This is a genomic window from Streptomyces qinglanensis (genome assembly GCF_900111245.1).
GTDB classification, from domain to species: domain Bacteria; phylum Actinomycetota; class Actinomycetes; order Streptomycetales; family Streptomycetaceae; genus Streptomyces; species Streptomyces qinglanensis.
The window spans coordinates 456825-480552 of sequence record NZ_FOGO01000004.1 but is presented as its reverse complement, the minus strand read 5'-3'; the positions used below and the strand labels follow the sequence as shown (position 1 = coordinate 480552).

Annotated in this window: 22 protein-coding genes; 9 read left to right on the top strand and 13 right to left on the bottom strand. The window is 72.9% G+C overall.

All coding sequences use genetic code 11. The features are described 5' to 3' along the window. Window positions 1-199: 199 nt before the first annotated feature. Genes BMX65_RS11950 through BMX65_RS11925 form a run of 5 tightly spaced genes read right to left on the bottom strand, consistent with a single transcriptional unit; the run spans window position 200 to window position 4652 of the window. Entirely contained in the window at window positions 200-1699 is a 1500-nt protein-coding gene (locus tag BMX65_RS11950) for an SCO6880 family protein (RefSeq protein WP_075000174.1), read from the bottom strand. After that, the gene (locus tag BMX65_RS31345) at window positions 1686-3047 is read right to left on the bottom strand and encodes a TrbL/VirB6 family protein (RefSeq protein WP_177214244.1); all 1362 of its coding nucleotides are present in this window, start codon (window positions 3045-3047) and stop codon (window positions 1686-1688) included. The genes BMX65_RS11950 and BMX65_RS31345 overlap by 14 nt, the downstream gene beginning before the upstream one ends. Further along, on the bottom strand, window positions 3032-3796 hold the full coding sequence (locus BMX65_RS11935) for a DUF8175 domain-containg protein (RefSeq protein WP_075000171.1): 765 nt from the start codon (window positions 3794-3796) through the stop codon (window positions 3032-3034). Before BMX65_RS11935 ends, BMX65_RS31345 begins: the two co-directional genes overlap by 16 nt. Before the next feature lie 51 nt (window positions 3797-3847). After that, window positions 3848-4165: a hypothetical protein gene (locus tag BMX65_RS11930; protein WP_075000170.1), complete on the bottom strand. Its 318-nt coding sequence runs from the start codon at window positions 4163-4165 to the stop codon at window positions 3848-3850. A 13-nt stretch (window positions 4166-4178) separates the two neighbouring features. After that, window positions 4179-4652 carry a DUF6668 family protein gene (locus BMX65_RS11925; RefSeq protein WP_143081835.1) on the bottom strand — a complete coding sequence of 158 codons (474 nt, stop codon included), beginning with the start codon at window positions 4650-4652 and terminating at the stop codon, window positions 4179-4181. Between the two features lie 294 nt (window positions 4653-4946). Here BMX65_RS11925 and BMX65_RS11920 point away from each other — a divergent pair, with 294 nt between their 5' ends. The 4 genes from BMX65_RS11920 to BMX65_RS11905 all read left to right on the top strand — a co-directional run bounded on the left by BMX65_RS11920 (window position 4947) and on the right by BMX65_RS11905 (window position 8731). Continuing rightward, window positions 4947-5957 carry a C40 family peptidase gene (locus BMX65_RS11920; protein WP_162637656.1) on the top strand — a complete coding sequence of 337 codons (1011 nt, stop codon included), beginning with the start codon at window positions 4947-4949 and terminating at the stop codon, window positions 5955-5957. Beyond that, a complete protein-coding gene (locus BMX65_RS11915; protein WP_075000167.1) occupies window positions 5954-6655 on the top strand; it encodes a hypothetical protein in 702 nt (233 codons plus the stop codon). The genes BMX65_RS11920 and BMX65_RS11915 overlap by 4 nt, the downstream gene beginning before the upstream one ends. 31 nt (window positions 6656-6686) lie before the next feature. Next, window positions 6687-7541: a hypothetical protein gene (locus tag BMX65_RS11910; protein ID WP_075000166.1), complete on the top strand. Its 855-nt coding sequence runs from the start codon at window positions 6687-6689 to the stop codon at window positions 7539-7541. Between the two features lie 179 nt (window positions 7542-7720). Then, complete coding sequence (locus BMX65_RS11905) at window positions 7721-8731, top strand: DUF389 domain-containing protein (RefSeq protein ID WP_075000315.1); 1011 nt, start codon at window positions 7721-7723, stop codon at window positions 8729-8731. Between the two features lie 49 nt (window positions 8732-8780). On the opposite strand, the gene BMX65_RS11900 is transcribed toward BMX65_RS11905, so the two are convergent. Continuing rightward, the gene (locus BMX65_RS11900; RefSeq protein ID WP_075000165.1) at window positions 8781-9635 is read right to left on the bottom strand and encodes an alpha/beta fold hydrolase; all 855 of its coding nucleotides are present in this window, start codon (window positions 9633-9635) and stop codon (window positions 8781-8783) included. Window positions 9636-9998: 363 nt separating this feature from the next. Between BMX65_RS11900 and BMX65_RS11895 the strand changes: the two genes are divergently transcribed. After that, window positions 9999-10184: a hypothetical protein gene (locus tag BMX65_RS11895; protein WP_075000164.1), complete on the top strand. Its 186-nt coding sequence runs from the start codon at window positions 9999-10001 to the stop codon at window positions 10182-10184. An 82-nt stretch (window positions 10185-10266) separates the two neighbouring features. On the opposite strand, the gene BMX65_RS11890 is transcribed toward BMX65_RS11895, so the two are convergent. Continuing rightward, complete coding sequence (locus tag BMX65_RS11890) at window positions 10267-11202, bottom strand: hypothetical protein (RefSeq protein ID WP_079171832.1); 936 nt, start codon at window positions 11200-11202, stop codon at window positions 10267-10269. Window positions 11203-11288: 86 nt separating this feature from the next. Continuing rightward, window positions 11289-11681, bottom strand: a complete 393-nt coding sequence (locus tag BMX65_RS11885; RefSeq protein WP_075000162.1) for a peptidase inhibitor family I36 protein — start codon at window positions 11679-11681, stop codon at window positions 11289-11291. A gap of 342 nt (window positions 11682-12023) precedes the next feature. Between BMX65_RS11885 and BMX65_RS11880 the strand changes: the two genes are divergently transcribed. After that, a complete protein-coding gene (locus tag BMX65_RS11880) occupies window positions 12024-14300 on the top strand; it encodes an MMPL family transporter (RefSeq protein ID WP_075000161.1) in 2277 nt (758 codons plus the stop codon). 280 nt (window positions 14301-14580) lie between these two features. Here BMX65_RS11880 and BMX65_RS11875 read toward each other — a convergent pair whose 3' ends face one another. The 3 genes from BMX65_RS11875 to BMX65_RS11865 all read right to left on the bottom strand — a co-directional run bounded on the left by BMX65_RS11875 (window position 14581) and on the right by BMX65_RS11865 (window position 17519). Further along, a complete protein-coding gene (locus tag BMX65_RS11875; protein WP_075000160.1) occupies window positions 14581-14967 on the bottom strand; it encodes a VOC family protein in 387 nt (128 codons plus the stop codon). A gap of 10 nt (window positions 14968-14977) precedes the next feature. Further along, entirely contained in the window at window positions 14978-15778 is an 801-nt protein-coding gene (locus tag BMX65_RS11870) for a helix-turn-helix domain-containing protein (RefSeq protein WP_075000314.1), read from the bottom strand. Between the two features lie 136 nt (window positions 15779-15914). Next, window positions 15915-17519 carry a glycosyl hydrolase gene (locus BMX65_RS11865; RefSeq protein WP_239502005.1) on the bottom strand — a complete coding sequence of 535 codons (1605 nt, stop codon included), beginning with the start codon at window positions 17517-17519 and terminating at the stop codon, window positions 15915-15917. Window positions 17520-17798: 279 nt separating this feature from the next. Here BMX65_RS11865 and BMX65_RS11860 point away from each other — a divergent pair, with 279 nt between their 5' ends. Together BMX65_RS11860 and BMX65_RS11855 are read left to right on the top strand one after the other, a co-directional pair. Beyond that, window positions 17799-18407 (top strand): TetR family transcriptional regulator, encoded by a 609-nt coding sequence (locus BMX65_RS11860; protein WP_075000159.1) that lies wholly within the window; start codon window positions 17799-17801, stop codon window positions 18405-18407. Window position 18408: 1 nt separating this feature from the next. After that, window positions 18409-19371: a glycoside hydrolase family 113 protein gene (locus BMX65_RS11855; RefSeq protein WP_075000158.1), complete on the top strand. Its 963-nt coding sequence runs from the start codon at window positions 18409-18411 to the stop codon at window positions 19369-19371. A gap of 71 nt (window positions 19372-19442) precedes the next feature. Here the strand turns inward: BMX65_RS11855 and BMX65_RS11850 are convergent, their stop codons facing one another. Together BMX65_RS11850 and BMX65_RS11845 are read right to left on the bottom strand one after the other, a co-directional pair. After that, window positions 19443-20003 carry a cysteine hydrolase family protein gene (locus BMX65_RS11850; protein ID WP_075000157.1) on the bottom strand — a complete coding sequence of 187 codons (561 nt, stop codon included), beginning with the start codon at window positions 20001-20003 and terminating at the stop codon, window positions 19443-19445. 60 nt (window positions 20004-20063) lie between these two features. Then, window positions 20064-21551, bottom strand: coding sequence for an MFS transporter (locus tag BMX65_RS11845; RefSeq protein ID WP_075000156.1), 1488 nt, complete (start codon window positions 21549-21551; stop codon window positions 20064-20066). Window positions 21552-22028: 477 nt separating this feature from the next. On the opposite strand from BMX65_RS11845, the gene BMX65_RS11840 reads away from it, so the two are divergent. Continuing rightward, entirely contained in the window at window positions 22029-23720 is a 1692-nt protein-coding gene (locus BMX65_RS11840) for an APC family permease (protein ID WP_075000155.1), read from the top strand. The last annotated feature ends 8 nt before the right edge of the window (window positions 23721-23728 follow it).

Sequence of the window (23728 nt, the reverse complement as noted above, 5' to 3'; positions counted from 1 at the left end):
CGTGTCCGGGGGTGCCCCTGGCCCGATCCCCCGGCCTGCGGGTACGTGGTGGCTGAGCGCGCAGTCCGCCTGCCCCGCACGGGCGCGTCCCCCGTGCTGCGAAGCCCGGGCGATCCGCGCCCGCGGGGCAGGGCGGGCAGCAGCGCAGCCCCTTGCCGGGGCCGCGGGATCCGCCGGGCACCGCCATGGCGATCCGCACCTACATCGCGTCCCGTACCGTCTGCGGCAGCGCGGTGTGCAGCGGCAGCACCAGGCCCAGCGGCAGCGCCGCGGCGAAGGCCGCAGCCTGCGAACCGTAGGCGGGCCGGACCGCGATGCGGGCGGCCGGAGCCAGGTTGTCCACTGCAGCGGTGGCCCGGGGCAGGTCCTCGGCGGAGTCGACGGTCGCGGTGATCAGCATGCCGAACTGGATCACCCCGTGTCCCTGGGCCTGCTCCTCGGCCGCCTTCCGGGCCGCCACCACCTCCGCGTCGTCGCTGGCGCGGCCGATCGGCTGCTGCTGAGCGGTGAACAGTGCGTTCTTGTAGTCCTGTTGGACGACACGGGCGCCCTCGGCCCGGCTGTGCGGACGGTAGAGCAGCGTGACCCGCTTGCGGGCGATGTCGCGGCTGGGCTGCACCAGCCCGGTCAGCACGTTGGAGAACACCTCGCCCTGCGGGGCCTCGGTCATGGCCCAGGTGATGCTGTGCACCCCGTCGTGCCGGTAGTGGTCCCACTCCTCCTGCGCGGCGGTCGGGCCCGCCTCGTCCCAGGTGAGTCCGGTGCCTCCGGCGGCGCGCGCCTCCTCGACCAACTGCGCGACGGTCGGGTCGTAGGCGACGCGCACCGCCTCGGCGAGTTCGGTCGCCGTCATCGGGACGGCCGTGCCCGCGCCGGTCATGGACAGTCCGGCGGTCAGTCCCGGCAGCCGGGTCCCGATGTGCACCGCCATCTCCTCGACGTTGCGGCGCGGCGCACCGGCGCGGGGCGCACCGGAGTAGGTCAGCGCGATCCGGGTGCTGATCTGCGCCGAACCGCTGGGATAGGCGGCGACCACGTCGCGCAGCATCTCCCGCGCCAGATCCGGCGCGTCGTTGACGGCGTTGGCGCCGATCTCCTGCTGGAGCCGGACGCCGGGGTCGGGCGCGGTCTCCACGGTGACGCTGGCGGCCACGAGCCCCGGTTCGGTGCCGAGCGCCGAGAGCCACTGGCCCCAGTGGGCCACCCAGATGTCGACCTGCCGCTCGTCGACCAGCGCCGCGCCGTCGGCGTCGCAGGAGACGACTACCGTGTGGTGGTTGGTCGCGGGCACGGTGAGGACGGCGAACGGGCGGCCGTAGCCGTCCTGGGCCTCGCTCAGGGACGACTGGGCGGCCAGTCCCGGCAGTCGGCAGGTGCCGCTGCCTGCCCGGCCCAGCGGACCGGACCGGTAGAGGTTGCCGCCGGAGGAGGTGGTGCGCCACCAGGCCAGCCGTACCGCGCCGCGCTGCATCAGTGTGCGGCCGTGCCGGTCGCGCACCGCCAGCGGCGCCATGGCCAGCGCCAGCACGACGGCCAGGGCCAGCGCGATCCACACGGAGACCAGCGTGCCGAGGACGACGGCGATCAGGCCGCCGAACAGCAGCATGGTCGCCCCCAGCGACAGGCCCCGCAGTCCGGAGGCGCGCGGCTTGCGGAAGTTGCCGTAGGTGCGCGGGCCGGTTCCTTCAGTCACTGCCATGGGGTTCCCCCTGCTGGTCGTCGCGGTGTCGGTGGCCGGCCGTCGAGAGCGCGGAGGAGAGCGTCTCCTTGACGGCCGCCGGGTCGGCCGGGGCGGCGGGATCGCCCGGGGCGGTCTGCTCCGCCTCTCCGGGCCGGTCGAGCAGGGCGGCCGGACGCGACCGGCCCGCGCGCTGGTCGGCGGCGGAGTGTTCGGATCCTGGCGTCGCCTGTGTCCCGCCCGCGCCCTGTGCGGGCCGGCGGCTGCTCGCGGCGTGCCCCGGACTGCTGCGTGCGCCGGTGGCGTCCCCGCGCTCCCGGCTCACGGTGGCGCCGGAGACCGACCGTCCGGCCGCGGGTCCGCGCAACTGCGGTACCGCCTGCGCGCCGCTGGCCACGACCCGGCCGCCGCCGGAGCGGGCGGAGGAGCCGCCGCCGAGGCCCGCGGTCGTCGCCTGCACCGCGGGGGCGGCGAGGCGCAGCAGCGCGGGGAGGGTGCAGCAGGCCAGCACCAGCAGGACGACGCCCGAGACCATGGAGATGATCTCGTTGCCCTCCCCCTTCGGCGTGTTGCCGGCCATGGAGAACGCGGCCGCGTACACGACCGCCGCGGTGGGTTTGTAGAGCACGAAGGCGAGCAGCCAGCCGACGGACTTGCGGAACCAGGCTCGTCCGGACGGGGTGGAACTGGCCGCGGCGGACAACGGAAGCGTGCCGGTGAGGATCACCAGCAGCGCCACCCGGGCGATCATGAGGGCGATCTGCACCAGACCGGCCCCGATCACCAGCAGGGACATGATCAGCACGAGGAAGGAGGAGTCCGTGCCGCCCAGCGCGAGCATGGCCGAGACGCGGTCGTCGAACTCGTCCACGCACTGCTGGACCGGTTCTCCCGCGGCGCTGATCTGCTCGCAGCCGGTCGACCTGTCGATGATCCAGACGCTGAACTTGTCCCCGGCCACGGTCAGCAGGTTGACGGCCGCCACCCCGGCCGAGGAGACGACGATCAGGTTGAGCAGCCCCCGCACGGCCTGCCTTCCGGGTTCGCCGCGCCGCTGCCAGGCGATGTGCCCGGCCGCGATCACCAGGCACAGCACGGCGGTGAAGGAGGTGAACCACAGGGTGGAGCCGCGCAGGAACGCCGCGGGTCCGCTGTCGTAGCTCAGCAGGGGGCTGTCGATGTCCGTCCATGCGCTGCCGAGCGCCTTGACGGTGTCCGCGGCCGCCTGGGCCGCGCTGTCGGCGATGTTGTCGAACGCGCTGTCGCCGAGGTCCTTCGGGCCCGTGCCCTCCCCGTCGCCCACGCAGTACCCGCCGACCGTGGGGCGCACCCAGCCGAAGTCGCAGCCCGCCATCACACACCACCCCATTCGACGTATCCGGCCAGGGAGTCGACCGGGGCGGGCGCCGGCGGATCGGCCGGGTACTCCAGTTTCCAGTCGCCGTCCCGCCACAGCACGGTGGTGCTGGCGGCCTGCATCCGGCCGTCCTGGAACCGCCACACGGTGCGGATCACGGCCGTGCTGCCCGTGTAGCTCACGAAGTCGAACCCGGCGATCTGCCCCTGGGCCGCGCCGTCCAGGGCCTCCGGGTCCGCCGTGCGCTCCGAGGCGGCCCGGGCCTTCAGGTAGGGCTCCCGGCCCTCGCCGACGGTCTGCGCACGGGTGACGCCCTGCCAGTCGTCGGCGGCCAGATAGCGGACGCTGATCTGACTGGTCGCCAGCAGGGCGCCGAGCGGGGTGTGCGCGTAGCAGCGCGCCACGTCCTTCTCGACCACGGCCGGGCCCGCCGCCTTCGACGAGGGGAGCGCGACGGAGTGGAACAGCTTCCAGTCCACGCCCTCCGGCGGTGCGGCGGGGACCTTCCTGCCCGTGTCGTCCAGTCCGGGGCAGTCACCGCGGTGCGCTGCCGCGGACGGCGGTGGCTGCCCGGTCCGGGCGTCCGCGCCCGGCGTGGACGAGGCCGCGGTGGAGCCGCCTTCCGGCGCGTCGGAGGAGACGAGGACCGCCACTCCGATGACGGCGACGAAGCCGATGAACGCGACCGCGAGGACGAAGCCGTTCCGCAGCCAGGGGCTGCGCGAGTCGTCGTTCCCCCCGCGGTTGCCGGGCTCTGCCATGTCCCTTCCCATCCCTGTGATCCGCATCTGCGCGCTGTCCGTGGCGGTCCGTCAGACGAGGGCGCCGACGATGCCGGAGGCGGAGCCCACGAGCAGGCAGGCGCCCAGCACGTAGCCCAGCCCCTTGGCGTGCTCGCGTCCCCCGCCCCGGGAGTGGTCCAGGGCCATCCGGGCCGCGACCCCGAAGATCCCCGCGACGCAGAGCGCCGTGACCGTCCACGCCACCCACTTGAGGACCGTCAGCAGGCCGTCGGCACCGGGCGGCGCCGCGCCGCCGCCGACGTCCGGAGGCCCGGAGGGCACCGACCCGGCGGCGAGCTGGGCGAGATCCTGTGAGGCGGCCGAGGCAGCCGCCAGCAGAGTGGACATGCGGGGTTCCCCTTCAGGCGGGTCGGATGAGTCGGGTCAGATCGCGTGCCAAGGGCGCGCATTCCTTGGGGAGATGGGTCAGTGGCGACTCCCCGAGCCGCCACTGCTCCACCCACGGGATCTCCCACAGCCGCGGCACGGCACCGGAGACGAGGTACAGCAGGTCGCGCAGGGCCTTGGGGCGTCGGCCGGGGGCGTCGGCGACGACGACCAGGCCCAGCAGTTCGACACCGGTGACGAGTTGCGAGGCCCACTGCTGGGCGGCGCTCTGCACGGCCTTCAGACCGCCCGCGTCGGAGCGCGCCACGAGGACGACCGGCTGCGGCGTCCCGGCCGAGGGCCAGGCGCGGCCCGCGTCCCGGCCGCCGGGCACCGCCTGCTCCAGGGTGCTGACCCCGGCGCCGCCGTGGACGCCCAGCCACCACCAACCGTGCCCGGTGTCCTGCCGTGCCGGGGAGACGGGCAGCATGCGGTCCGGCCACGGCACACCGCCCTGCGGAGCGGTCGGACCGGTGACCGGCGTCGGACCGTCCTGAACCGATCGCCGCGGCTCCCCGTTGTTGCCCCCCGAAGGGCGGCCCGGGGTCGGAGAAAGCCAGGGGTTGGAAACCGGCACTTCCCCGGCCATGGCCTCTCCCTTCGGCGGCGTGCTCGACGCCGCGCTCGAACTCATGGGTGGTCACGTGGTTCCACGTGCTGGATTTCGGACTGCGGACCCTCATACGGACTTTCGCCGGAACTGGTTCAAGAGGGGGTGCGGATGCCCGCAACCGCGTTGAGGGTGGCTGGGGGTGTCGCAGCCGGTCTGCTCGCCATGCTGGTCGGACTGTCCGTCGTGGCGGCCGCCGAGGAGGAGGAAGCCGGCGCTCCGGTCGGGCTGGTGACCACGCTCGACTCCCGGAGCGTCCCGCCGGAGTACGTGGCGTGGGTCGAGCGGGCCGGACGCGAGTGCGCCGAGGTCAGTGCCCCGTTGATCGCCGCGCAGATCGAGGCGGAGTCGGGCTGGAACGCCACCGCGAAGAGCCACGCCGGGGCGCAGGGGCTGAGCCAGTTCCTGCCCGGCACCTGGAAGACCTGGGGGGTGGACGCGGCGGGCCGGGACGGGAGCTCCGAACCGGACGGGACCGCCGATCCGTTCACGCCCGGAGACGCCATCATGACCCAGGCCCGCTACGACTGCTGGCTCGCGAAGAAGGTGGCGCCGCTGGGCAAGGGCGGGGACCTGACCCGGCTGATCCTCGCCGCCTACAACGCGGGCCCCGGCGCGGTCCAGGAGTTCGGCGGTCTGCCGCCCTATCCGGAAACGCAGAGCTACGTCACCCGGATCATCACGGCGATGACCGGCTACTCCGGCGACATGGCGGACGAGGAGGGCGGCCCGTTCGGCAACCGGGTGGTGGCCTACGCCAAGAAGTGGCTCGGCACCCCGTACGCCTGGGGCGGCGGCGGACCGGAGGGCCCGAGCCGGGGCTTCGCGCAGGGGGCGAACACGGTCGGGTTCGACTGCTCCAGCCTGGTCCAGGCGGCCGTCTACCACGCCAGCGGCGGCCGGACGCTCCTGCCCCGCACCTCGCAGGCCCAGGTCACCGCGGGCAAGTCCGTGGACCGCGACGCGCTGCGGCCGGGCGACGTGATCGGGTTCGACCTGCACGGCAGCTTCGACCACATCGGCATCTACGTCGGAAACGGGCAGTTCATCCACGCGCCGAAGACCGGCGACGTGGTGAAGATCAGCCGGCTCGGTGACAGCTACTACACCAGCAGGCCCCAGAAGGTGAGAAGGTTCGGATGACAGCACTTGGTCGGCGCGCCGGGACCGCGGCGGCGGTACTCACGCTCACACTCGCCGCCTCCCTGGCCGGATGCGGCTCCGAGGACGAGCGCTCCGCCGCCTCCGAGGGCGCCACGCAGCAGCCTCGCGCGGGCGCCACGCCCTCGCCGTCCGGGTCCTCGGCGTCCGAGTCCTCGGCGTCCCCCGGCGGCGCCTCGCACCCGCCCTCGCCCAGCGGTTCGGCGGAGGCGGAGAAGAAGCCGCCGGGCACCCCCGAGGGCGGCGTCCCCCGGCCCGGGGACGTGGACGAGAAGGACCCCGACGAGGTCGCCGAGGGGACGCTCACCGCCATGTGGACGCACGACACCACCGTCGACGACGGGCCCGGGGACGCGGCCCGGCGCACCGCGGACGCGGGCTGGCTGACCCGCTCCTACGCACGGACGCTCGGCGGCCGCCGCGCCGGTTCGGCGCCGGGTGCCCAGTGGCAGCGGTGGGCGGACCACCGCGCCTACACCACGGTGGCGTTGGACAGGACCGAGGACGCGGCGAAGCCGGAGGACACCGACACCGTGGCCTGGCGGCAACTGACCGTCACCACCACTCCGCACGGGCGCGACGGATGGACGCGGGAGCCGGCCTCCGTGGTGGCGTACGTGCACCTCGTCCGGAAGTCCGCCGACGCGGACTGGCGGGTCGCCGACGTCACCGTGCGCTAGCGCCGGGGAACCTCTCCAGGAAGGGAGCTCCATGCCCACCACCTACGAGCCCGCCGAGGTACCCGGCTGGCCGGCCTACGCCTTCGTCGTCCAGGACAGCGGCCGCGTGGCAGTCTCCGGTCCGCTCCTGCCCGCGGCCGAACACCCCACCCGGGCCTCGGCCGTGGACGCGGTGGCCGCGGCGGCCGCGGGGCTCGGACGGCCGGTGCGGGCGCAGGCGACCGAACGGGACGGCGCCGTGTGGCACCTGGTGATCTCACCGGACGGCGCGGTCGGGGAACTGTCCGTCGGCGCCCGGCAGGGCAAGGCGGCCAAGAAGCGCACCGCGGCCGGTCGCACCCGCCGCCCGGACCCCGGGCGGGCGCAGCCGGCGCCGGAGCCCGCCACCGCTGCGCCCGTCGCGGGAGCGACCACCCCCGAAGCCCTCTCCGAGGCCGTCTCCCGCCTGGACGCGCAGGCGGCGGCGGGCCGCGCGGACGAGGCCGAGACCCTGGCCGCCCAGCTCGACGAGCACGCCGCGAACGCGCTCGGCCTGTCCCACCCCGACGCGCTGCTGGTGCGGGAGGCGCGGGCGCGGATCACCGGCCTGGCCGGGGACGCCGTCGGTGGGGTGCTGCTGTACCGGGACGTCGCCGAACGCTGGCACTACCGGGGGGCCTACGAGCAGGCCGAAGCGGTCGCGGACCGCGCCCAGGCGCTCTGGCTGGAGATCGCCGACCTGGCGACCGCGATCGCCGCCGGGGTCTCGGTGGTGCGCATGCGCAATCAGATCCCCGGCGAGGGAGGCGGCGCGTTCGCGGCCGCGGTGGAGCACCAGGCGCGGCTCGAAGCCGCCCGGGACGCGGGCGCGGGCGCCGCCGGACCGCACCGCGCGGCGGCGCGGTAGCCGGAGCGTTCCGTGCGGGCCCGGTGCCGGGCGGCCGAGGCGCGGGTCCGGGGCGGGACGGCGGAAGGCGCCGGGCGGCGCGACAGGGGGTGCCCGCCGTGCCGGTGCCGGGCGGCGGATTCTCCCCCGGGCACCGTGTCCTGCACGCCGGACCTGCGTCGGCGCCGATACTCGGGGACATGCTCAGCGGAGTTCGTGCCCGTGTCCTGCCGACCGCCCAGCGCCGCTCACCGGACGAGCTGGCCCGGGATCTCGCCCCCGCCTGCGGGGACACCGCGGCCAAGGCGTCGGCGTTCTGGACGATACTGACGCTCTCCTCGGTGATCGCGGCGGGCGGGGTGCTCACGGACTCGACGGCCACCGTCATCGGGGCAATGATCATCGCACCGCTCTCCACACCGATCATGGGTATCGCGCTGGGCTCGGTGCAGCGCCTGCGAACCGGCGCGGTCAGGGTCGTCGTCTGCGCCTGCCTCCTGGTGATCGCTGTCGGGGCGCTGTTCTCACTGGTCCTGCCCGCCGACTTCAACCTGCTGTCGGACAGTCAGATCGCCTCGCGGACCTCGCCGGGCCTGATGGACCTGGTGGCCGCCCTGGCGACAGGCTTGGCCGGTGCGGTCGCACTGGCCCGCCGGGACGTCGCCGCCGTGCTGCCCGGGGTGGCGATCGCCATCTCCCTCGTCCCGCCGCTGGTGGTGGCCGGGGTGTGCCTCGGGCACCTGGCGGGATGGCTGGCGCTGGGGGCGCTGGTGCTGTTCGTCTCCAACCTCTTCGCGCTGGTCTTCGGCGGCATGGTGGTCTTCGCCGCGCTCGGCTTCGGCACGGGGGCGGCCGGATCCGCCGGGGGCTCCGGACGGCCGACCCGCAGGACGTACGCGGCCATGGCGCTGCTGTTCGCCGTGGTGTTCGTCCCGCTGTCGGCCAACACCGCGCTCACGCTGCTGCTGAACATGTGGACCGGCCGGGCCAAGGACGTGGCCCAGCACTGGCTGGCCGACGTGCCCGGCTCCTCCGTCACCCGGGTGGACGCGGCCTCCAGGACACTGCACATCCACGTGCGCTCCCCCGGCGAACTCCCGCCGGTCGCACCGCTGCTCGACGGTCTGGAGGGGCGGATCCCGGACGGCATCCCGGTCGTGGTGGACGCGACGCGCGGTCGGCGCGTCGACGCGAGGCGCACCGGCGGCTGACGGCCGGGGCTCCGGGCCCCGGGCGGGTCCGCACCGTTCCGGCACCGGGTCAGTCCGCGGCGGTCTCCAGGAAGGCCCGGACCTCCCGGTTGAAGGCCGCGGGGTTCTCCCAGAACGCGAAGTGGCTGCCGCGCCGGTCGAGGATGCGCAGCGTGGCACCGGGCACGGCGGAGGCGACCGAGCGCGCCGCCGCGGTGGGAATCACGCTCTGCGCCCCGCCCATGGCCAGCGTCGGAACGGTGATCCGGGGCAGGACGTCACGCCAGTCCTGCATGACGTTGTCCAGCAACAGCCGGCCCGCGAACTCCCGGGGGAAGAGCAGGTTCTGGGCGAGGACCCAGCGGCGGTCCTCCTCCGTCGCGGCCGGGGTCCACATGGCGTCCAGGAATCCGGCGGTCAACGTCTCGGCGTCGGCTTGCGGGTCCTGGAGCTGTGCGACGACGTCGGTGATCTGTTCGAGCCCGTACAGCGCGCCGAGGCGGGACGCCAGCCCCTCCGGCCAGTACGGCCTGTGGATCAGCACGGCGGGCTCGTCGAACAGCACCAGGCGCGCCAGACCGGCGCCGCCGAACAGTTCCCAGTAGGACCAGGCCAGCGCACACCCCATGGAGTGGGCCACCCAGACGACGTCGTCCAGCTTCAGGGAGCGCATGAGCTGATGGATGTCCGTCGTCAGCCGGGCGATCCGGTAGCCGTGGTCCGGCTTGTCCGAGCCGCCGTGGCCCCGGTGGTCGACGGCGACGACATGGTGCGTGCGGGCGAAGTCGGCGATCTGGTGGCGCCATTGCGCCGCGGTCTGGGACCAGCCGGGTACCAGGAGCAGATCCGGACCGCTGCCGGACTCCACGTAGTGCAGCCGCACCCCGTCGTCCATCACGGCGAAGCCGCTGCGCACGCCGTCCATCCCACCTCCCGCGCCCGCTGCCGCACCGGCGGCTTCGCCGGGAGCGGCACGGTGGCGCTCACCGGCGCCGCACCGGCGCTTCACCGTGAAAAGCGGAGCATGTACGCCAAAACTGTCCACCTGGCACGATAGCCGACATCGGACGTGAAGCACGGGCACGCCGTTCCGGGCGCCGAGGGAGCCCCCGAAGGTGCCGGACGGGCCGGGACCGGGGGCCGACGACGCGTCGGGGCGCAGGCCGGCAGCCGGGAGTCGGCGTCCGGGGTCCGGGCGTGCCAGACTCGCGCGCGGACCGGACGGCCGCGGCGCCGCTGTTCCCCGACGGTCCCCGAAACCCGACCACTCCTCCGAGGAAGCGACCACATGAGCGAGACCGACCGGCGTGAACGCTATGCGACAGCGCTGTACCGCACCCTCGGGTACAGCGCCGAGCGGCACCCGTGGGCGGGTCTTTCCGCGGCGCGGCGCGCGGTCTGGTACACCCGGGCCGAGGCCGCCATGGCCGTCGCGGACGAGGAGATCGCGGAAGCGCTGCGCACGGCGGACTGAGCCGCGGCCACCGCGCGGCGCACACCACCGCGCGACGGGCCGTGCGGGCCGCTGCCGGCCCCCCGTCGGCGGATGCGTCGGCTCAGCTCCCTTCCAGGACCCGCCGCGCGGCCGCCATCCAGGCACGCTGGGCCCGCAGCAGTTTCGCGAAGGCCGCTGGGTGTTCGCCGATCGCCGCGCGCTGGATGCGGTTCTCGGCCGCGTTCCACACGGCGACCAGGTCGGTGCCCTTCTTGCAGCGGACGTCCGTGCGGGCCTGCCGGATCTCGGCCGCGGCGGCCCGGTCGCCCCGCAGCCAGCGCTCGTCCGAGAGCGCCTGCATCGGATCGGCGTAGCGGTAGCCGGATTGCCGCATGCAGGCGCTCCAGGCGCGGAAGACCCGCGCCACGGACCGGGCCTTCATGGAGCGCTCGTAGGTGGTGCCGATGGTGTCGTCCAGCAGCGCGAAGTCCGCGTCGGGCACGTCGTCGAGCAGTGCGTCCTCCGCCTGCTTCACACAGCCGCCGGTTGCCTTGCCAGGACGTCCTTCCGGACCGTAGGCAGCCGTCTTGCCGGCGTCGCCGAGTCCTGCCCGGCGCGCGGCCGCGGCCGCCGCACGGCGGGCGACGCCGGGCCGGTCCGGGGGCAGGTGGTAGCCGTAGCCGCGGGCGATCGCGGGCTCCACCACCCCGTAGCGGCGCCGGTTGCGCGGCTCTGCGTCCTGCGCGGCGGTTCTCGGCAGCCGCTCCCAGGACAGGCCCCGGCGGCGCATGCACCGGGCGGTCAGCAGGTCCTCGGCGGCGTCGAGGACCTCCTGTTCGGCGGGCGAGGGGTCGTAGCGGTCCAGCGGCACGCTGATCGCCCGCGCCTCCTCGCCGGGCGGCGGGACGGAGGCGGCGGCCGGTCCGCCTGCCGCGGCCTCCGGATCCGGTCCGGGGTGCGGCTCCCCGGCGCATCCGGTGAGCAGGCAGAGCAGGCAGAGCAGGCAGAGCAGCGTCGAGTTGAGGGGCAGGACGGCCCTGGAACGGCAGAGCGGCACGATCGGCCTCCGGCGAGCGGGGGCGCGGCGCGGACGGGTCCGCGCCGCGCTGCTGCATGAGCATGTCGTCGGGCTTCGGACCGTTCCTAGAACTGGAACTTCACCGAACTGGCCTTGTTGTCGAAGTGGTTGTTGGTGAAGTCCTTGTCCTCGCTCTGCTTCCGGGCGACATAGCGGGTGCCGCCGTAGTTCTTGTACTGGTACAGCGTGACGCTGTAGCCGGTGTTGTTCGACATGGAGCTCGCCTTGTTGTCGAACCTGTAGTCCGAAGCCGCCAGGTTCGGGACGTTCTCGAGGAAGATGCGGGCGCTGTCGCCGCGGTAGGCGTCGTGCTGGAAGAGGCAGAACGTCCAGTTGGTGCAGTGCAGCTTCGCGAGGTCCGCGTCGGCCTGCTGGGCCTGCGCGACGGAACCCGAACCCAGTACGGCGACGGCACTCAGGAAGACGGTGCCGAGCAGTCCGCCGATCCTACGCTTCACGTGGAATCCTTCTCTTTGCAAGAGACAAGCGAATGACATAACAACGCCTAGCGTGCGGGCAATTGAGGCACACGCTAGGCATCGCGGAAGTGAAGTAAAGCATCAGAGGCAGCGGTTGTACACGGGTTCGGCCGCCCGGCCCGCCGACCGCCACCCAGCCTTCGGCAGACACGTTAAGAAAATCTCACACTGCCAAATTCTTCTTCCTCTCACTAGCGTCGTGACCGGCGACGAAGAGACCGGCCCCACGCCGCCCCGGTGAGGTCGCGCGCCCCGTGTGGGCACGCCGAACCCGGCTGCTCCCCGTCGTTTCCCTGTACGGACGCAAGAAGGAGATTCCGCGTGTTTGAGCGCATAGCCGAGCTGGCGATCCGCCGGTCCCGGCTGGTATTGAGCATTGCCGCCGTGGTCGTCGCCCTCATGGGCGCCCTGGGCGCGGGCGCGTTCGGCAAGTTGCTCGCGGGCGGCTTCGACGACCCGGCCTCCCCGTCCTCCCGGGCCCGGGACGTCATCGAGAAGGAGTTCGGCGGCGAGACGAATCTGGTCCTGCTGGTCCGCGCCGCCGACGGCCGCGTCGACGACCCGGCGGCCGAGCGGACCGGCCGCGCCCTGGTCTCCGATCTCAAGGCGGAGCCGGAGCTGGGGAAAGTGGTCTCGTACTGGGACACCGGCAGTGCCGGGCTCCGCTCCGAGGACGGCCGCGAAGCCCTCGTACTCGCCCGGGTGAAGGGGCACGACGCGGAGCAGCAGGAGAACACCGAGCGCGTCCTCGACGCCTACGGCGGAACGTACGAGGACACCCTCACGGTCCAGGCCGGCGGCAGCGCCGGGGTCAGCCACGAGATGGGGCCGCAGACCGAGCAGGACCTCGTGCTGGCCGAGTCCATCGCCGTACCGCTCGTCCTGGTGCTGCTCCTGGTCGTCTTCGGCACCGTGGTCTCCGCGCTGCTGCCGCTCCTCATCGCGCTCATCGCCATCGTGGGCGTGTTCGCGCAACTCTTCCTCGTCGGCAGCGTCACCGACGTCTCCGTCTTCGCGATCAACCTGACCACCGCCCTCGGTCTCGGACTCGGCGTCGACTACGCGCTGCTGATGATCAGCCGGTTCCGCGAACAGCTCGCGTCGGGGGCGAGCGTGGAGGACGCCGTCCGCACGACGACGAGCACCGCGGGGCGCACGGTCGCGTTCTCCGCAGCGACCGTGGCGGCCGCGCTCGCGGCGCTCATGGTCTTCCCGCAGTACTTCCTCCGCTCGTTCGGCTACGCCGGGGTCGGTGTCGTCGTCATCGCCGCCCTGGCGAGCCTGTTCGTGATGCCGGCCCTGCTGAACGTGCTGGGGCGCCGCGTCGACAGCGGGCGGATGCCGTGGGCGAAGCCGGGGCGCTCCGGTTCCGCCGCGACCGGCTGGGGACGGCTGGCCCGCACCGTCATGCGCCGCCCCGCGCTCACCGCGCTGCCCGTGCTGGCGGTACTGCTGGCCGCGGCGAGCCCGCTGCTGGGCATCACCTTCGGCACCCCGGACGAACGCGTGCTGCCCGAGAACGCCGAGAGCCGCCAGGTCTCGGCGTCGCTCCGGGAGGACTTCGACGGCAACGACGCCGCGGCCCTGCACATCGTCATCGACCGTTCCGTGGACGAGCCCGCGCTGGCGTCGTACGCGGCCGGACTCTCCGAGCTGGACGGAGTCGTCCGGGTCGAGACCGGCACGGGGATCTACGCCGACGGACGGACCGCGGCGACCGGCCCGGGCAACCCGGCACTCAGCCGCCCCGCCGCGCAGCAGCTCGACGTGGTCAGCTCCCTCACCCCGAAGTCGGACGCGGCCCGGAACCTGGTCGAGGAGGTCCGGTCGGCCTCCCCGCCGCCGGGGACGCATCCGCTGGTGGGCGGGACCGACGCCGAACTGGTCGACTCCAACGCCTCCATCGCCGGCAGGCTCCCGCTCGCCGTGGGTCTGATCGTCGTCACCACCTTCCTGCTGCTCTTCCTGTTCACCGGCAGCGTCGTGCAGCCGCTGCGCGCCCTGGTCCTCAACGTGATCAGCCTGGGGGCGACCGTCGGCGTCATGACCTGGATCTTCCAGGACGGCCATCTCTCCGGGCTGCTCGGCTTCACCCCGCAGCCGATGGAGACGTCGATGACGGTGCTGATGTTCTGCATCGCCTTCGGGCTCTCGATGGACTACGAGGTGTTCGTCACCAGCCGGATCAAGGAACTCCACGAGCTCGGCGAGGACAACGAGTCCGCCGTGGCCAACGGCCTCGGGCACACCGGCCGCATCGTCAGCGCCGCGGCCTGCCTGCTGGCGGTGAGCTTCTTCGCGTTCGGAGTCGCGGAGATCAGCTTCATGAAGCTGTTCGGTCTGGGCAGCGGCCTGGCCATCCTCATCGACGCGGTCGCCGTACGCGGGATCCTCGTCCCCGCCGCGATGCGCCTGCTGGGCCGCTCGGCCTGGTACGCACCCGGTTTCCTGCGCAGGCTCCACGACCGCTTCGGCCTCAGCGAGGGCGGTCCCGCACCCGCGGCGGCGGAGCCGGAGCGCACGGCGGAGCCGGAGCCCGCGCCGGACGGTTCCGCGGCGGAGCCGGGACCGCGGCCCGCGGACTCCGCGCGGATCTGACGCCGCGGGCGCGCGCCCCGCGGCCCGCCTCCCGGTACGGGGAGGCGGGCCGCGGGGCGCGCGGCTGCGGAGAATGCGCCGCCACGGGGCGACCGGTCGGCCCGCGGACGGGTGGCCGGGTGGCCGGGTGGCCGGGTGGCCGGGCCGGGGCGGGCGGCAACCGCCCGCGGGCCCGGCCGGTGGACCGGCTCCGGCGCAGCGCGATTCCCGGGGCGGCGGGAGAGCCGCTGCCGAGCTGCCCGTCCGGGGCACGGCGGCTGCTGACCGCCGCCCCCGTGCCCTACCGCAGGGCGCCGCTGATCACCCACAGGTGGCCGAAGGGGTCGCGCACCCGGCCCTGCCGCTTGCCGTAGGGGCGGTTCTCCACGGGGATCACCAGTTCACCCCCCAGCCGCACCATGCGGTCCGCCGTGGCGTCCGGATCGGACACATGGACCGTGAGGAGGACGGGTGAGCCTCCCAGCGAGGCGGGATCGTGCCATCCCCAGTCCGGGACGCTCTGCGCCAGCGCGAGGGTCGTGGAGCCCACGGTGAGTTCGGCGTGGTGCACGACGCCGTCGTCGCCGGCCACCCGGGTGGTGAGGACGGCGCCCAGCGCCTCGGTGCAGAAGTCGATCGCCGCGTCCGCGTCGGACACGAGCAGCTTGGGGGTCAGTTCGTCGGTCATGGCTCGATGATCACGCAGAGCGGAGGCGGCGGCCTTGTAGATTCCGGCCCTCTTCCGCGAGCCACCCGGTCGGAGTCGTCCGCATGAGGTCCCTGAAGTCGCGGACGAGGTGGCTCTGGTCGTGGTGGCCGCTCTCGGCGGCCACCCGGGCCCAGGAGTCGGCCCCGGCGCGGGCCCGGTCGGCGGCCGCGGCCAGCCGGGCGACGCGGGAGGCGAACTTCGGGCCGATGCCGAGCGCGCCGTGCATGACCTGCCGCAGGCGGCGCGGACTGAGGTGGACCTGCCGGGCCAGCTCCTCGACGGAGATCCGCCCCTCGCAGGCCCCGATGATCCGCAGGGCCGCGTGCGCGTCCCGGCACACTTCGACCCGGTCCGCGCGGTCCAGATGCCGGAGGAGGCGCTCCCGCATGAGGGCCTCCCGCCCGTCGGCGGGCCGGGCGGCGAGTTCCTCGCCCAACCGGTGCGCCCACGGCAGCAGCACATCGGCGCCGACCCCGCCCGCGTCCACGTCGCGGGGCGGCACCGAGGTCAGCCGGTGCAGGGCCGAGGGTGACAGGTCCGCGTACACCGTCGGCTGGTGGGGCCGCAGCACGAGCTCCGGGGTGGCCGCACCGGGCCGCATCAGTCCGGCGACCACCGCCTGCAGATGCCGCACCTGCCCGTCGTACCGCACCTCCATCGGGGCGCCCAGGCTGACGACGAGCCGTCCGCGCAGCGCGGGCAGGGCCCGGTGCAGGCGGGGAGGGCCCACGTGCTCGCTTGCGGCGACCACACCGATACCCGCCGCGCGAGCGGCCTGACGCAGTTCCACCCCGCCATTGTCGCACCGCACGGCGGAACCGGACCGGGCCACGGGCGCCCAGGGACGCTCGTGGCCCGGCAGCCGTCGGCCCGCCGGCCCCCGCCTGCGGGGCGGGCCGACGGGGGAGGTCACCTCCGGTGGCGGGTCAGCCCGCGGACCGGAAGGCCCTTCCGCCGGCGTTCGCGGTGGGACCGTTGTAGAGACCGGTGGGGCTGGTCTCGGTGTTGAGCGCGAACCAGGCGTACCGCTTCACGAAGTCCAGATTCTCCAGCTTTTCGGTGGAGGACTTGATGAAGGCGGTCTGCTGCTGCTCGTCCGGGTAGCGGGGAGTGCCCTGGGTGAAGTCGATGAGGGCGTACTCGGTCACCCAGACGGGCTTCTTGTACCGGTCGTGGACGCGCTTGACGTAGTCGGCGAGCTGGTCGGCCGCGGCAGGCCCGAAGTCGGAGCCGTACCAGTGCACGGGGATGAAGTCGACCCGCAGCCCGCGCTCGTCGGCGCCCTTCATGAACCGGTCCAGCCAGCCGCCCGCCTTGTCGGCGCCGGTGGCGACGGCCGGGGCCCCCATCCGCAGGCCGGTCTTCTGCAGCCGGGGCCACAGATCCAGTGCCTGCTCGGGCGTCATGTTGGCCTGCGAGGCCGAGTCGGGCTCGTTGAAGGCCAGCAGGTTCTTGCCCTCCTTCGCGGCGTTGTTCAGCTCGGCGTCGGTCACCGATCCGGGGCCCCAGATCGTCGGGACGAACTCGGCGCCCTCGGGCTTGTCGACCCCCGCGCTGGAGGAGGCCCAGTTGTGGTACCAGTGGGCGCCGGAGTCCTTGAGCGCCTGGGAGGCGCCGCCGACGGGGTTGAGCGCCACGCCCTTGCCGTTCGCGGGGCCGGCGTCGTCGCCGTGCCGGGGCTCTTCCTGGTCGCCCGGCCTGGGGGCGTTGCGGGGCTTCTCGGTGCCGCCCCGGCCGTGGAAGGTGACGGTCAGGCCCTTGCAGTGGCTGCACTGGCGCACGACCTGGTTACCGCTCTCGGCATCGTGCTTGGACCACGCGTAGGCGGTGGGGCACTGCTTGGTGAGCGCCTCGCTGTAGGCGGTCTTCGCGTCGCGGTTCGGGTTGACGCACACCAGCGGCTTGCCCGTCTTCCCGTCCTTGGTCAGGTTCTCGGGCGGGCAGTGGGACAGCAGGTCGGTGGGGCACCCCACCGCGGCGCACTCCCCGCCGTTCTCGGGCGGGGTCACCCCGTCGGGGGTGATGGTGACCGCCGCCGAGACGGCGTTGACATAGCTGACGTTGTACCAGGGAGCCGCGGAGTCGGCCGGGTCGAAGTTGAACTCGGCCAGGCTGGTGGGCTGTTCACCCGTGGTGCAGTGGTCGGCGTAGGGCCCGCAGTCGCCCACGGCGCAGTGGAAGGTGCTGCCCTCCTCGCCGCTGCAGCCCTGGCGGGCGAAGAACTTGCCGCGCCAGTGCCCCGCCGAGGAGTGCTCGGGAATGGTGACGGTGGCCGACTGCCCGGGATCCAGCACGGGCAGTCCGGTGAGCGGCTCGGAGCCGTCTGCGTTGACCCCGGCTCCGACCCAGACGCGTTCCGCTGTCCGGTTCCGCAGGGTGACGGTGTGTTCCGAGCCGGACGCCGACGCTCCGGTGATGCGGTCCTTGCCTTCGGAAGGGCCGCGGAGCTCCGCCGCGGTGACGGCCGACACACCGGCGACGACCAGCAGCAGAGCGAGTAGAAGGGGTTTGAACGATCGCAGTGATCGCAATGATGTCAGTGGTCTCGCGCGCACAACACGCCTCTCGGGTCACCTCTCGGGTCAATTCGTCTGCGTACGCACGACGGATGCGCGCAGCGGACGGTTCACCGGCGGCCCGCCACCGGCCGGGCCCGGAAGCTGCTTTCCGCCGGTGCTTTCCGTCGTGACCGGCGCTTCGGGCAGGAACGGGAGCAGGGGCTCCTTCGGGCCCGGCCTGGAGCCGGGGCGCATCCGACCGCAAATCCACACCAGGTACGATTTTGAACCCGGTATGACTAGGCTGGCCCGGTGACCGGGCTACGCGAACGCAAGAAGGAACGCACCAGGCAGCGGATCGCCGCGGCTGCACTGCGGCTGTTCACCGAGCGCGGCTTCGACGCGGTGACCGTCAACGAGATCGCCGCGGCCGCCGAAGTGGCCAAGGCGACGCTCTTCGCCTACTTCCCCACCAAGGAAGCGCTCATCCTGCACGGAGTCGGCGACGACGATCTCGCAGGGATCGTCGCCCGCCGCCCGTCCGGCCGAACGCCCCTGGAAGCACTGCGCGCGCACCACCGAGACCTCGCCGCCACGCAGTTGCCGGAGTCCGAACTGGAGGAGGTGCTGGCCCGGGTCCGCGTCATCCACCGCAGCCCCGCACTCCACGAGGCGGCGAACGGCCTGCTCTATCAGCAGCGCGCGGCGCTGGCGCGGGTCCTTGCCGAGGAGTACGGCCCCGCGGCGGCGGCACTGATGGCGGCGCAGATCGCGGCGTCGCTGTCGACCCTCCAGGAGAGGTACTTCCAGTCCCTGCTGGCCGGCGCCTCCGCAGCGACCGCCGGCCGCGCCCTGGCCGAGAACGTGGAACTCGCCTTCGACCTGCTGGCGCACGGACTCGACCGAACAGAGGGGCGCTGAGGTGCGCGCACGCGGCATCAACTACGACACGGGCACCTTCCCCGGCGCCCGGCTCACCCGCGAGAACTTCGACCCCGAGCCGGTCCGCCGCGAACTGGCCGTGATCGCCACCGAGCTGCACTGCGACGCCGTACGCATCTCGGGCCGCGACCCCGGGAGGCTGAGCACCGCCGCCCGGTACGCCGCCGACGCCGGGCTGGAGGTGTGGTTCTCGCCGTTCCCCGTGGACCTCGGCCCCGAGGAGATCCTGGAGCTGCTCATCGACTGCGCCCGGCGGGCCGAGGAACTGCGCCGCGGCGGCGCGGACGTGGTGCTGGTCGCCGGCTGCGAGCTCAGCGCCTTCGCACACGGCTTCCTGCCCGGCGACACCCACCTCGACCGGCTGCACGCCATGGCCACCGCCGACATGCAGTGGTGGGCCTCGCTGGGCCCGGTTCCCGAACGTCTCAACGCCTTCCTCGCTCGGGCCGCGGCAGCGGTCCGGACGCACTTCGGCGGGCGGGTCAGTTACGCCTCCGGCGCCTGGGAGCCCGTCGACTGGACCCCTTTCGATCTGGTCGGCGTCGATGCCTACCGCACCGCGCAGAACGCCGGGACCTTCCGCGAACGACTGCGCGCACTCCACTTCCACGGCAAGCCGGTGGCCGTCACCGAGTACGGCGCCTGCGCCTACCGCGGCGCCGGCGACCTCGGCGGCATGGCCTGGCAGCCGCCCCCGGGAGCGGTCCGGGACGAGGACGAGCAGGTGCGGTATCTCAGCGAGCTGCTCGACATCTTCGAGGAGGAGGGCGTGGACACCGCGCTGTGGTTCTCCTTCGCCAACTACGACAAGCCCGGCGACCGCGATCTCGCCTCCTACGGCACCGTCCGCATGCTCGACGAGACCCGCTGGGAACCGAAGCCGGTCTTCCACGCCATGAGCGCTCGCTACCGGCGCCCGGCAGCTCGTCCCGGCGGCCGGTGAGACCGTCGGCACTCGCCGGACGCCCTCCGCACCAGCCGCCCGCCCGGCCGTGCCCGAGGAGCGACGTGCGCTCAGGCGGCAGGGGCGTCGAGGGCCCCCCGCCAGGCGTCGACGGTCGCGACCTCGCAACGCCGGGCGAGGACCGAAGCGAGCAGCGTGTCGTGCAGGGCGGGGTCGGAGTCGGCGCAGGCGTCGGACAGCACGGTGACCCGGTAGTCGAGGTCGACGGCCTGCAACGCGGTGGAGAGGACGACCCCGCCGGTGGAGATGCCGGCCAGGACGAGATGGCCGATGTCCTGGGCGGCCAGCAGCTGCTGGAGATTGTTCCCGGAGAACGCGCTGACGCGGTTCTTGTGGACGACGATCTCCCCGTCGGCGGGAGCGGCGTCGGGATGGATGGCGGCGCCGGGGTCGTCGGGGATGAAGAGGTGGGACGGCAGGGCGCCGAAGGTCTTGTTGCGCGGATGGACGTCGACGTGGCCGGGGCGCAGGCCGAGCGCGATGTGGAGCACCTGGACACCGGCGGTGCGGGCCACTTCCAGGGCGTGCGCTGCTCGTGGCAGACAGCCGTCGGGCATCCGGGCGAGGGTGTTGTGCTGGAAGTCCATGACGAGCAGTGCGGTGCGGGACATGTGGATGCCTCTCGGGTCGGATGCGGTGGGATGCGGCCGGGCCGTTCGCCGACCGGCGGGCTACTCCGCCGCAGCCCGGGCGTCCGCTGCCGCCACCCGGCCCAGCGAACGGTCGAGTGCGGTCAGCAGGAGATGGAGCGCACCGGCACCGAGCATCACGCAGCCGAGCCGGTGCATGCCCGCGGTGTCGGCGTGCTGCCCGAAGGACGCGGCGGCCGCGGAGGAGGCGATCATCGAACCGACGTAGGCGAAGGTGCGCAGCAGTCCGGCAGACGAGGCGGTGCGTTCGGGATCGGCCTGGAAGTAGACGGAGTTCTGCAGGGCGAGGTTGTTCAGCCCCTGCGGGACGCCGAAGATCAGGGCGACCAGCACCAGCATCCACAGCGCGCTCCGCCCGGTGAGCGTCAGCAGCACCGCGCTGGCGGCGAGCTGCCCCAGTGCGCCGACCACCAGCTTTCCCCGGACCCCAGCACGCCGCCCCGCGACGACGGCCACGCCGATCGCCAGCAGGAACATGGGCATTTGCACCAGCCCGGCGTGGAAGGGCGTCAGTCCGTAGCCTTCTTCCGTCCACTGGCTGAAGCCGTAGAGAAAGGAGTAGGAGACCGTGTAGGCCAGCAGCGCCCGCCCGAACGTGGCCAGCAGCGGGGTGTTCCCGCCGAGTACCCGCAGGTCGATGAAGGGAGCGGCGGTGCGCAACTCCCGTAGGGCGAAGGCGGTCGCCGCGGTGGCGGCGATCACCAGCAGATACCAGTCGCGCAGGTGCAGGTTCATCAGGAACAGCAGCAGCGAGGTGAGCGTCGCGGCGAACAGGGCCATGCCGGGCAGATCCAGCCGGGCGGCCGGGCCCTCGCGGGGCGGAGGGCCGCTGTCCGCCGCGGGCCCGGGCCGGGACTCGCCCGATCCGCCGGGTTCGCCCGTCCCCGGCGGGGGCCCGGTCCGAGCGGGGCGGATCCGGTCCGCTCCCGTCGTCCGCGGCAGCCGGCGCAGGCCCAACAGCACCGCCGCGACGGACAGCGGCACGTTCAGCGCGAAGGTGGCGCGCCAGCCGCCCGCCGCGATCAGCAGACCGCCCAGCAGCGGACCCACGACGGCGACGGTCTGATTGGCGACCGCCAGTGCTGTCAGCACCCCGCGCGGGCTGTCCCGGCCGGTGCGCTCCGACTCGCTGCGCACCAGGGCCATCGCAGAGGGGTAGCCAGCGCAGGTGCCGAACCCGAGCAGGACCCGGGCACCGATCAGCACCCCCAGGTCGGGCGCCGCGGTGCCGACCACGCCGGCGACCCCGACCAGAGCGGTGCTGAGGAGGAAGAGCCTGCGCGGGCCGAAGAGGTCGATGAGCCGCCCCACGACCGGCTGCCCGAGCGCGGTGGCCAGGTAGAGGGCGGAGACCAGCCACGCGGTCTGCGAGGGAGGCGCGCCCAGCGCCGCTCCGATGGGCACGAGCGCGACGGAGATGATCGTCGAGTTGACCGGGTTGAGGACCGAGCCCAGCAGCATCGGCGCCAGCAGCCGCCGGTCGAACCCCGGCTTGTCCGCCTGCCTCATCGCACTCGTTCCCGCCCTGCTCGTGGGTCGGCCGCTCCGACACGGCCCTGGCCGCGAATACGTCGCAGCACCCCTCTTCCGTGCGTCTGGCCTTCGCGGCGAGCGCGACGGCTGCCGCCGTCACCGGCCGGAGCCGCTCGCCCCGGTTGCAGCCAGGGCGACGTCCTCCTCGCCCGACAGTCGGGGGCACGGTCGCCCGCCCCCAGGGCGAGGTCCTCGACACCGGCGCGGGCGACCGGTCCGCACCCCGGCATCGGCGCCCCTCGGGGGAGTCCGCGTCGGATCGCGCTCGTGCGGCCCGTGCGACGGCGCGACCTCGGTTCACTGTACATCTTTGTCGTTTCTTTAAAGCCATGGATTCAATCATCGCTTCTACTGGACCCCCGGACGGCCTACGACGGCGGCCCACCGAGGATGCTGCGCGAAAATCCCAGATGCGGCAAATCGCGACATCTGAGCAAGCAGAGGAGGTTCCTTATGTCCATGGACACCAAGCCCCCTGACACATCAGTGTCCGCCGGGGACGACAGTCGGCTGAAACGTGAATTCGGCACCGTCGGCCTGCTGTTCACCGCGGTCGGCTCCATCATCGGTTCCGGATGGCTCTTCGGCGCACTCGACGCCGCTCAGATGGCCGGTCCCGCCGCCGTACTCTCCTGGGCGATCGGCGCGGTGATGTTCATTTTCATCGGCATGACCTATTCCGAACTGGGCACGATGTTCCCGCACTCGGGAGGGGTGGCCCGCTACCCGCACTACTCGTTCGGCTCCTTCACCAGCTTCTCGATGGGCTGGGTCACCTGGATCGCGGCCGCGGCGGTGGCGCCGGTGGAGGTGCTGGCAGTCGTCCAGTACTCCACGAACTGGCTCTCCTGGCTCCAGCGGCTCGACGAGAACAACGAGGCCGTACTGACCCCAGCCGGAACGGGCATCTCCGTCCTGCTGATGGCGATTTTCGTGGCCGTCAACTTTTTCGGAGTCCGCTGGTTCGCCCGAATAAACAATGTACTCGTGTGGTGGAAGCTCGCGATCATTCTGCTGGTGATAGCCGTGTTCTTCGCAATGGGCTTCACCACCGACCACTTCAGCATGGGCGGAGAGGTGGGCGGCTTCGCGCCCTACGGGGCGCAGGGTGTCTTCTCGGCAGTGGCGAGCGCCGGCATCGCCTTCTCCTTCTTCGGATTCCGCCAGGGAGTCGAGCTCGCGGGCGAGACGGACAACCCGAAACGGAACGTCCCGCTCACGATGATCGGCTCCGTCGTCCTGTGCGGCGTCATCTACGTCCTGCTGCAGATCGCCTTCATCGGCGCAGTGCCCACCGGCGCCATCAAGGCCGAAGGCTGGCAAGCGGTCGGCGCCCATTTCAGCTCGCACGGCGACGTCCTGGCCACCTTCGGCCCGCTCGCCGCCATCGCCGGCATTCTCGGTGCCGTCTGGCTGGCCGGGTTGCTCTATGCCGACGCGATCATCTCCCCCGGTGACACCGGGCTGATCTACGCGGGCGTCACCGCCCGCATCTCCTACGCCATGGGGCGCAACGGCAATGCTCCCGCCGGACTGGCGAAGGTGAACTCCACCGGTGTGCCCTGGGTCAGTCTGATTCTCGCGTTCGCCGTGGGCTGCTTCTTCTTCCTGCCGTTCCCCGGCTGGAGCCAACTGGTGGAATTCGTCACCAACAGCACGGTGCTCTCCTTCGGCTGCGGCCCCCTGGTGCTGCTGGCGATGCGCAAGCAGCTACCCGAGCAGACCCGCCCGTTCAGCCTGGGCAAGCTGGGCCCGGCGGTGTCCTTCGTCGCCCTGTGGTCGACCAATCTGATCGTCTACTGGACTGGCTGGGACACCAACTGGAAGCTTTTCCTCGCCATCGGACTGGGCTACGTCCTGATGGCGGTGCACCACGCCACCACGAAGCAGCGTACGCCCGCTCTCGACTTCCGGTACGGCTGGTGGGTGCTGGTGTGGTTCGCCGGGCTGGCTCTGGTCAGCTACCTCGGCGACTTCCCGAAGAAGGCGGAGGGCGCGGGCAATCTCGGCGTGCTCGGCCTCGGCCTGGGCGCCGCGGCCACCTTCGTCCTCAGCGGTCTGGTGGTCTGGCTGGCCCTGCGGTCGACGCTGCCCGCGGCCAGGGTCCGCGAGATCCTCGCGGAGCAGGATCCGCAGGACGCCTGAGCCCGGCC